The sequence below is a fragment of the Paenibacillus sp. TSM33 genome (assembly GCF_056099025.1).
Window position 1 is genome coordinate 1,448,227 of sequence record NZ_JBLZXB010000010.1, and the last position, 10,811, is coordinate 1,459,037.

At 43.9% G+C, this 10,811-nt stretch carries 6 protein-coding genes and 1 rRNA gene; all 7 read left to right on the forward strand.

Annotation, left to right across the window (positions count from 1 at the left end; all coding sequences use genetic code 11):
* Positions 1 to 58: 58 nt before the first annotated feature.
* Positions 59 to 628, forward strand: a complete 570-nt coding sequence (locus ACN6NF_RS10705; protein WP_474317494.1) for a hypothetical protein — start codon at positions 59 to 61, stop codon at positions 626 to 628.
* A gap of 69 nt (positions 629 to 697) precedes the next feature.
* Positions 698 to 847 (forward strand): 50S ribosomal protein L33, encoded by a 150-nt coding sequence (gene rpmG / locus ACN6NF_RS10710; protein WP_013370941.1) that lies wholly within the window; start codon positions 698 to 700, stop codon positions 845 to 847.
* A 205-nt stretch (positions 848 to 1,052) separates the two neighbouring features.
* Positions 1,053 to 1,181 (forward strand): hypothetical protein, encoded by a 129-nt coding sequence (locus ACN6NF_RS10715; RefSeq protein ID WP_474317496.1) that lies wholly within the window; start codon positions 1,053 to 1,055, stop codon positions 1,179 to 1,181.
* A 176-nt stretch (positions 1,182 to 1,357) separates the two neighbouring features.
* Positions 1,358 to 1,603, forward strand: a complete 246-nt coding sequence (locus ACN6NF_RS10720; protein WP_016821159.1) for a type B 50S ribosomal protein L31 — start codon at positions 1,358 to 1,360, stop codon at positions 1,601 to 1,603.
* Between the two features lie 920 nt (positions 1,604 to 2,523).
* Positions 2,524 to 5,400, forward strand: coding sequence for an S-layer homology domain-containing protein (locus ACN6NF_RS10725; protein WP_474317498.1), 2,877 nt, complete (start codon positions 2,524 to 2,526; stop codon positions 5,398 to 5,400).
* A gap of 26 nt (positions 5,401 to 5,426) precedes the next feature.
* A complete protein-coding gene (locus ACN6NF_RS10730) occupies positions 5,427 to 9,986 on the forward strand; it encodes an S-layer homology domain-containing protein (protein ID WP_474317501.1) in 4,560 nt (1,519 codons plus the stop codon).
* 600 nt (positions 9,987 to 10,586) lie between these two features.
* A 16S ribosomal RNA gene (locus ACN6NF_RS10735) occupies positions 10,587 to 10,811 on the forward strand; the annotation flags it as partial.

Consider the following 10,811-nt stretch of genomic DNA (forward strand, 5'->3'; position numbering starts at 1 on the left):
CATAACAAGGGTATAATATAGAAGGAGAAATTTTCTATGGAAGGACGGAGTGCCCAGTATGACAAGAAACCTTCAATATGTACCCTATGGCTATGAACCGCCAATCGAAACGCACAAAGGGACTATGGTTTACTATGATACGTTTGAGCAGACTACAGCCAGTGAGCTGGAGCTTTTTGCCGAAACGGGGGCTGCACTATCCTTTACAAGGCTGGTGCTGTATCCACTACATGAAGAAACCGTCAGAAGAATGTGGAAGCAGCCAGTACGCTCGTATTATAAGCGGGTCGACGAGCTTGGAGAGTGGCAGCGAGAGCAGACTTTGAGCGCTATTGTGATTGAGAACTGGGAAGGTAAGCGAAAAAAGTATACGCCGATTGAAGCAGCCATTCGTTTTTTGGCGGAAAAGTATGCAACTCCGCTTTTTTTGTATATGAGTCCTGAAACTGCAAATTTGTGCGCCTCCTATGCATCCTTTGGAGAATGGATTAGAACCGTCAGGTTGGTGCTTTCTAGTGAACCATTGGAACTTCATCCCAAGCTAGTACAGTACCGTAATCGCTGGAACACGGTAAAAGAAACAACAAACTGCGACTCCAAGGTTGACAAAGAGGAGCATGAATTATAAAATAGAACTAATCGTAAAAATTACTATTGTAATTGTATACCATGTATTCCAATTGAGGAGGAAGAATAAATGCGCGTTATTGTTACCTTGGCATGCACCGAATCCGGTGATCGCAACTATACAACAACCAAGAACAAAAGAAATCATCCGGAGCGTATTGAAATGAGAAAATACTCTCCGCGTTTGAAAAAGTACACGATTCATCGTGAAACTAGATAATTTGTGGTTTGCTGCATAGCAACCCAAATGATTCTGCTTCGTGAGCGGAGCCTGTTAAGTTTGCAAAAAGCCTGCGTTATGGAACCGGCGAAAACTTGAATTAGTCCAGTGGACAGAGCACCCAAAGTTAAAGCTAGCATCTAAGAGGACAGCTTTTTTTCATGTTTGTTTGATAGATGCTAAGCTACATGGCACGCTTTGCCTTTTGAATCGAAAGCACGTGGCCACCGAGTTTTCCTATGCTGATGTCAGCATGCGGGACGAGCCGGAGGACCATTCACAATATGCTTATATAACGATGAAGGCTGACGAAAGATTCGGAGCGTTCGTGTAATGAGCGATGCGATATATACGGCATCGTTCGCTTGTCGTTTACGACCTTGAGCGCAACTGTTACGATCTGTCGTCTTTTTTTCTGAGACATAACCGTTCCTCTTGCCAACTGATGGAGCATTGCACGAGTACGTTTGAGTTTGAAACTAAAACTATATGAAAGATTAGGTGAAACAAATGAAAAAAGATATTCATCCAACATTGAATAAAGTTATCTTTTTAGACCCTAGCTGTGGATTCTCTTTCCTGAGTGCTTCCACTAAGTATTCGCAAGAAACGATGGAATGGGAAGATGGCAACACATACCCAGTTATCCGTGTAGATACTAGCTCCGCTTCCCACCCGTTCTTCACTGGTAAACAAAGAAACGTGGATATCGGTGGACGTGTGGATCGCTTTAACAAAAAATATAACCTTAAATAAGACTCGTCGAGAGCTATGTTTACGGATTATGCCAATAATTCGCAAGCATAGCTCTTTTTATTATCTACGGACTAGTTACGTCCGAAAACAATGCGAATAACAAATGTATTTTGCGCCTCAAATGTAACACTCTTTTACTGGCTTTAAGTAAGCTTGATCAAGTAAATCTTTGCCCTGCAGCAAGCTAAATGCCATTTGAAGAGAGATAATTTTTAAATATTCTGGTTCATTCAACGACCTATTCTTCGACGGTAACCCCGATTTGTCATTGCCATGTAGATCACTTCTCCTCTGAAAAAAGCCGTAGATCGCACCACGCACGTTTTGCTCAAACTGCACGTTGTTCCAATCACAACACTGTTAATCGTACCGCTTATCCTGCTTGCTTGATAACATGCTCATTTTGCAAGTGCCAAAGTGTAATAAGAACATGAAAACAGCATTTTCCCCGGAACGATACGAGAAGCTGCTGCTTTCCAATGTAAAATGAACGCGCACAATTGTCGACAATGCTAATCTTGGCAAACTAATCATTTTATAACGTAATTCTATACTTCGAATAAGATTGTCTTACTTAAAAATAATCGCAGGTATCTAGCCTGCGATTATTTTTTTATAGAACATGAGTCCGATTAATGGATGATTCTGATAAATCACTCGCGGAAATGAGTTCTTTGAAGAATAGAGTTGGGCACTTGCTGTAACTAGCACCATTATATAAGCTTTTGTTCAGAATTGGTTCAGTGGTTTCGTGTATATTAATTCGAAACGACATAAATCACTTATTTTCGATAAATATATGAACAAAAGATTAATATAAACGTGTTTTTTGTTGAGAAATATAGTGGATCGGACTTATTACCCAACTTTCGAAGATCGAATGGGTCGTTTTACTCAAAAGTAATTAGGAGGTACAACCATTGAAGGTTTATTCACTTAAGTGGGCAGCCGCTCTTGTTGCTCTTCAGGCGACGTTTGGTACTTCTGCTTACGCTGCAACGCCTGCCGATAATTTGTTTTCAGATACATCCTATGTGACGAGTGATAAAATGGCAGCCATCCAAGAAGCTGTACGCCAGGGGCTTTTATCGGGAGATCCTCAAGGAACCTTTCGCCCTGCAGCAACATTAACTCGTCAGGAACTGGCAGTATTATTGGTCAGAGCTTTAAAATTGGACCCTGTTTCGAGTTCTTCTACTTTTAAAGATGTGCAAAGTAAACAATTTGCTGCGCCATATATAGAGGCCGCACAAAAAGCAGGATTTCTATCCGGGGATGGATTAGGGAATTTCCGTCCGAACGATCCTGTCACACGTGAAGAGCTGGCAGCCGTATTTGTTCGTGCAGTCGGAGGGATTAATGCAGAGGGCGGATCAAGCATTTTGCCCAAAGATCAGTCCTTGGTAAGCCAATGGGCGGCTGGATCGGTAGATACGGCACTTCGTCTGGGCTTAATTGACATTCATGACAGCAAGCTCAATCCCACAGGTGAAGTAAAAAGGGAGGATATTGCCCCTTTTCTCTTGGATATTTTCAAAACTCAAGAGCAAACAGCTACGATCAATAGCATTGATGGAGACATTGTAACGATCGATAATGTTCCTTATTTAATAGAAGGAAAGTTGAAAGAGTTGATCGGAAACTCCAATAAAGATGCGTTAAAAGGAGCTATATTAAAGTTTAATTCGCGCAATCGTAATGTGGACGGGCTGCAACAATTGGAGATCGTGCAAAAAGATGTTGTGTTAAACACTAATGCTCTACCGGAAAGCAGCCTGCTTCGAATTTCAGGTGATGGTGTTCAGATTGAAGGGGATATCAAAGGAGTAATCGAGCTTAATGAGGGTGTCTCTAATATCCAGCTAAATGGAAACGTAAAGCATCTTACTGTGAATTCCGTCAGTGGTACTTCTATTAAAGGAACCGGAACAATTGGAAGGCTTCAAGTTGTCAACGCAAACGCTAAAGTGACATTGAATCCGAATTTTAAAGTTGAAATGATTCAGATGCCTAAAGATGTACCTGTTTCACAAGTTATCCAAAATTACAACGAAGTACAAAAACAGATTGGAAAAATTCAGTCGGCTGACGGGACGGTTCAAGAAGCGACTACAGCTACGTCGAGTAGCGTGACATTTTCCTCTGGAGGTGGAACTTCAACAAACTCAGTGACTAACCATGCGCCAGGCGTTACTACCGGGTTTACTGATACTACGTTAAGTACAGCAGATGAGCCTAAAAAGATTAATCTGGCAAATAGTTTTACTGATGCTGATGGAGACACTCTGACTTACACAGCGGAATCTTCTGCCATGAACGTAGCGACGGTAGCAGTGAATGGAAGTCAGCTGACTCTCACACCGGTGAGCGCAGGAACAACCAAGGTCACGGTTACGGCGAACGACGGCAAGGGCGGGACCATAAACAGCCAGTTCAACGTGACGATCACACCAGTGATCCCAGAAGTCGTGAACCATGCGCCAACGGTAGGAACGTCGATCAGCAATGTGACGACAGGAGCTGCTGACGGCATCAAGACGGTGAGTCTTGCAGGTGTGTTTGCAGATGAAGACAGCGACGCACTGACATACACGGCAACCTCGACAGATACGGGTGTGGCGACAGTAGCGGTAAACGGAAGTGACCTGAAAATTACACCAGTGAACGCGGGTACGACCACGATTACGGTAACGACAGATGATGGCAAGGGCGGCACGGTGGATACACAGTTCAACGTGACGATCACACCAGTGATCCCCGAAGCTGTAAACCATGCGCCGACGGTGAACACGTCGATCAGCAATGTGACGACTGGAGTCGCAGATGGCATCAAGACGGTGAGCCTTGCAGGTGTGTTCGCAGATGAAGACAGCGACGCGCTGACATACACCGCAACCACAACAGATACGGGCGTAGTGACGGTAGCGGTAAAGGGAAGCGATCTGAAAATAACGCCAGTGAACGCGGGTACCGCCACGATTACGGTAACAGCAAACGACGGCAATGGTGGCACGGTGCATACGAATTTCACTCTAACGGTGACTCCTCCACCTGCTGTTAATCACGCTCCTGTTGTTCAAAGCACAATTAATGATATTTCTACAGAAGCAGGTGCTATGGACACAACAATTGGACTTACTTCAACTTTTGCGGATGAAGATTTGGACGCGCTAACGTATTCCGCTGATTCATCGGACCCTGGCATAGCAACGGTTTCCGTTACAGGCGATCAACTGATTATTACTCCGCTAGCAGTCGGGAGTGCTACAGTAACAGTCACTGCAGATGATGGGAAGGGGGGAACCGTTCAAACGATCTTCCAAGTCACTGTTGGAGAAAAAAAGGGACTTTTCTTCTCTGAGTTGGCATGGGGGGAGGGCGACCCTATGATGCAGATTATTGAGCTCTATAATGCAGGTCCTGGGGAACTGGATGCTTCAAAAATTAGAATTGAACGCAGTGACGGTGGAAATTCGATTGAAATAAGTCAAGACGCTGGTGCTTCTATTCCAGGTGGAGCTACTTTTGTGATAGGAGATACCATGTATTTTGGTGATGCACATGTCGATTACTTCACGGATATGGGATTTTATAACGATGATTCAGCATCTGTCACTTTATCGCTCTATTACGATAATCAGTTGATTGATACGGCGGTGTTTCAGCCTCATACCACTATAGCTAGACAATCCGATGTTACCCATGGAAATGCAGGCCACTACGAGGCGAGTGAATGGTTTGATGAAGGAATCGATTATACGGATAATATCGGTATCTTTAGCAGCGAGGCGCCATAATGAATAAAAAGAATAGAGGGAACATCATGAGTTCTAAACCCAATAGATGGCTGATTACATTAGCCTTGGCTGCACTGGTTGCTCCAACGGCTTTGCAGGTGATTGCATCTACTGCCAGCGGTGCATCAAACGAAGCAGCTCTAGCTAGCCTGCCTTTTAAAGACATCAATAATATCGCTTCAGAGCAAAAGACAAACATCCTGCAAGCCATTGAAGCCGGGCTGTTGCATGGCGACCCATCCGGATCCTATCGGCCAACGGATTTGTTGACCCGTCAAGAAATGGCGGTTCTATTAACTCAAGCTCTGCAACTCTCTATTTCTAAAGCAGCAAGTAGCAGTTTCTCGGATGTAGACTCGAAAAGTTGGTCTAGTCCCTATATTGAGGCTGTACATCGTGCAGGACTCATGAATGGGGACGACGGCTCCAAATTCAGGCCCAAAGCGGCAGTAACCAGAGAGGAGGCTGCGGTTCTGCTTATGCGGGCCGCCGGGCTTCCTATTACAGCTGACGCCACGGAGTCTGCTAAACTTACTGATTGGAATCGGGTCAGTCCGTGGGCACGGCCTTACGTTAATACGGCTTTACAATCGGGCTCCATGAAGACTGATCAATCCGGTTTCAAACCTAAATCGTCCGTTCAGCGTCAAGACATAGCCCAGTATATGATGTCTACCTTTTTCCCTAAGGACCATGTTGTCCAACTCCAAAAAGTGGAGGATGGAAAGGCTTGGATTAACGGGATTGAATATAAACTTTCGGATTCAGTTAAAGGAATCTTGCAAACCTCTAACCAGGAGATTCTCAAAGGAGCAGATATTCAATTTGTAGCATCACAGCGGACCATTGAATCGATCACCAAACTAGTCATCCATGCGAGCGGGCAAGCCCCGATAGGGCAAGCTTCCGAATTCAGTGGTAATCTTGTATTAGATGGTCATAACTCTACGATTGACGGAGACTTAACTATTGACGGTGATTACATTTCAGTTATGAATTTGAATGTCAAAAATAGCTTTACAGTTACGTCAAGCCTTGGACATGATTTCTATGCCTCTAAATTTACGGTACAAGGAAAAACATATATTCAGGGTGGTGACCAGAACACCGTATTATTTGATGCATCTGAGCTGAAGGATGTCGAGGTCTCCAAACAGGATGTCCACGTTGTCATTCAAGGAAATTCGACGGTGGATCAAATGACATTGACTTCCAATGCAACGATTGAAAATGATTCATCCTCAACGATACTGCAGTTGAATGTTCTTGCCGGTGCCCAGCAGGTAGAGTTGCAGGGGACTATTCAGCAAATGTCGGTCAACAGCGATCAGTCCGTAGCTCTGACAGGCAAGGCCTCCATTAATACATTGGCTGTGAACAGTTCCACCCCGGTCAGTCTGGAGGTAGCTGGAACCATTTCAAATTTACAAGTAAATAACTCTGCAGCAAATATTAGTGTAAGCTCCTCCAGCCAAGTCACGAATACTTCATTTGCAGCAGGTGTGTCCTCTTCGACGGTATCAGGAGTCACTACAACTTCTTCTGGCAGCTCGCGTTCTACGGTTGTGACCAATACAGCGCCGAAGTTAGTGACCAAATATGACGATCAGGCCGTAACGGTGGGCGATTCTGAACTTCAAATTGACTTGCTTGGTCATTTTACGGACGAGGAGCAGTCCGAGCTCAAATATACGGCAGTGTCGTCTAGTACAAAAATCAGTACAGTTCGAGTAGAGGGAACAAATCTATTTATTAAGGCTGTTGGCAAAGGGACTGCAACCATTACGATTGCCGCCGATGACCAGGCCGGGAAAAAAGCGGGAACGAATTTCAAAGTTCGTGTCAATGAATCTCCTGTTTCATCGGGTATCCCTGATCAAAGCAAGCAGTTGGGGAGCGGCGACGTAAACTTATCTTTGGGATCGTTTTTTACGGATTCTGAAAATGATCCCATGACCTATGAGGTTGCGATCGATGATTCTTCCATTGCCACCTTTACCCTGACTGGTGATCAATTGGTATTAACTCCGGCAACTGTAGGACATGCCCAAGTTACCGTCAAGGCATCCGATGGTCGTGGAGGCAGCGCAAGCCAGTCGTTTCAATTGGCGGTAACTGCAGTACCTAATCAAAATCCGGTTGTAAATCAGAAGCCAGGCAACCAAACGCTTACTGTTGGCGATGCGGACTACATCCTGGATTTATCCCCGGTATTCCTTGATCCGGATAGCAATCCACTAACCATATCGGCAGAATCCTCGGATCCATCCATTGCGACGGTCTCTGTTAACGGAAACCAGGCTACGGTTCATGCGGTTTCCTCAGGAACAGCAAACATCCAGCTAAAAGCGGCAAATGGCCTTGGAGGCGAGGTTAAGACCAATTTTGATATTACCGTTAATGAACCTCCGGCATCCTTGGGAATTCCGGATCAAACGAAACAAATCAATTCAGGCGACATTCAATTATCTTTAAACAACTTCTTTACCGACCATGAGCAGGATACGTTATCATACAGCATTGATATTTCCGATTCTTCGGTTGCGACTGCAGTGTTGAATGGGGACACGCTTACCATTACACCATTAAAGATTGGCAGCACAGCAGTATCCGTTAAAGCATCTGATGTCCATGGAGGCAGCACAAGCCAGTCATTCCAAATGGAAGTAACCGCTGTTCCTAACCAAAAACCGGTTATAGATCAGAAGCCTGATAATCAGACACTGATTTTAGGCAATGCAGATTATATCCTGGATTTATCTTCTGTATTTCACGATCCCGATGGCGATCCTGTGGATGTTTCGGTAGAATCGTCGAATTCATCAGTTGCTGCTGTATCCGTTAACGGAAACCAAGTCACCGTCCATGCAATTTCTTCAGGAACAGCAACGATTCAGCTTAAAGCAGAAGATGGTCGCGGGGGCGAGGTCACTACTGATTTTGATGTTACTGTCAATGAATCCCCAGTTTCGTCAGGGATTCCGGACCAGATAAAAGAAATAAATACAGGCGATATTCAATTGTCCTTAAACGATTTCTTCTCCAGTCCTGATAGCGATATTTTAACTTACGATGTTAGTGTTTCTGACTCGACTGTTGTGACGGCTGACGTTTATGGGGATATGCTCACTCTTACACCGTTAACGATCGGTAGCACATTAGTATCGATCAAAGCAACAGATGACCGGGGAGGGCAAGTGATCGAAACTTTTAAAACCACCGTCACAGCTGGAACTCCGGAGAATCAGAATCCAGTAGAAACTAAACCTGCCGACCAGTCGCTTACTGTAGGTGGTGAGGTTTACTCACTCGATTTAGGTTCCGTTTTTACTGATCCTGATGGGGATACGTTGACCTTTAAGGCAACCTCTTCCGATCCGTCCGTTGCTTCGGCGGAAATCGCTGGAGCTCAATTGAAAATTCAGGCACTAAGTGCAGGAACGACGAGCATAGAAATCACAGCTATGGATGGTCGTGGAGGGGAAACCTCAACCAGCTTCCAGGTCAGCGTCCAATCATCCGGCTTGCCTAACCCGTCTTCTAATCAGCCGCCTCAAGTAGATGCGGTCATTTATGAACAAGTGTTGACTGCAGGAGTTACGAATGCAAGAAGCTACGACTTATCTCAATTGTTCAGTGATGCTGACGGGGATGTCCTGACGTTTACTTCTACTGTTGAATCAAGCGGTATGGTAAATGCAGAGGTTAACGGATCAACGCTGACTCTTACTCCTGGTAATCAGGCAGGAAGTACCAAGGTAACGATTACTGCGGATGATGGGCATGGCGGAAAAGCCACCTATAATTTTCAGGTAACGAATGCCCCTCTTGCAACGAATGGAATTATTCAAATCCGGACTAAGCAAGGGGTCAAAGATCCGATTACTTATGACATGTCAACAGTGTTCCCAGGTGAAACTTCATTTAAAGTCTATTCGGGTACGGCAGATTCTACCTTTACTGGACCAACCCCTCTTAATGGGACGGTTTGGACGTGTAACGGGGGTGTTTTTCAATACTTCTGGGTAATCGGAGCAAACGGATCTGCTACTGTATTTCAAGTGATCTCAAATCCTCAAGGACCGGAGGAACTGTATTTTTCTCAGTATCTATCCTTGGATAAAACCCGTACTGCCATTGAGCTGTTTTACAATCCGGTAGGAGATACTTCTAAGCCTATAGAAAATGCAGGATACTCACTTGAGATTCATCAATACAATTTAGCTACAAATACTCCTAAAGTGTGGAACCAGCCTATTAATTCGTTTTACAAAGGCATGCCTTATATATATATCGATTCCATCTTTTATGACTTTTTCGATATTATTCCTGCGACATACTATAATGATGAGATAATGTTATTAGAGACAGATAAAAACGTAACGACAGGCTATGTTCTGAAAAAGAACGGCGTAACGATCGACGTCTTAGGTGATCCTGACGGCAAAACGCAATTTATGCCGAATAACGGGACTATTATCCGAAAATCGGGGATTAAGTCCGGTTCCTCCTCTTATAACCTTCCGGGAGAGTGGAGCTCTTATCCAAGTGGAACGCTCCAATATTTTAGTCATCATACTCCATAACATTTTGTGGAATTAACGGGAAGCCGGCGATTTTTTCGTCGGCTTTTTTCTTATATTTTTTCAGATTTTAATCCTCTTACTTTGTGCTTCCTTAAAAGGCAGTAGAAGTGCATAACCATTATCGGTTTTGGAGTTTGTTTTTGATTTTAAATTAAACTTAAATTTTTTTTGATAAAACACTTGCTAAATGATTTCATTATGTGATATATTCTTATTCCGGCCAATTAAACAAGATGTTTTGCCGGGTAGCTAATAAGCAGAATGGATTTGAAGGAAGAAGTACTTCTCGAAAAAAAGTTATTGCAAAATTAGTTCGAATGTGATAATATATAAAATTTGCTGTTGAGATTGATTTGACATCAAGAGAAAGTGTTTGATCTTTGAAAACTGAACAACGAGTGAGTACGGATTTTATTTATAAAATCCAATGCTGAAATTTTGGTACATGCCATCTGGTTGTATGAAATGGAAGCAAAAATGAGATATTTTATCTCGTCAGTTTCAAAATGAGCTAATCGCTCTTTCTATATTGTTTCATCTTCGGTTCTTCTCATTGGAGTGGATGAAGATGAAACAGGTTGACGTTACTTTGTAACGTCTTTAATGGAGAGTTTGATCCTGGCTCAGGACGAACGCTGGCGGCGTGCCTAATACATGCAAGTCGAGCGGGGTTAATTAGAAGCTTGCTTCTAATTAACCTAGCGGCGGACGGGTGAGTAACACGTAGGCAACCTGCCCACAAGACAGGGATAACTACCGGAAACGGTAGCTAATACCCGATACATCCTTTTCCTGCATGGGAGAAGGAGGAAAGGCGGAGCAATC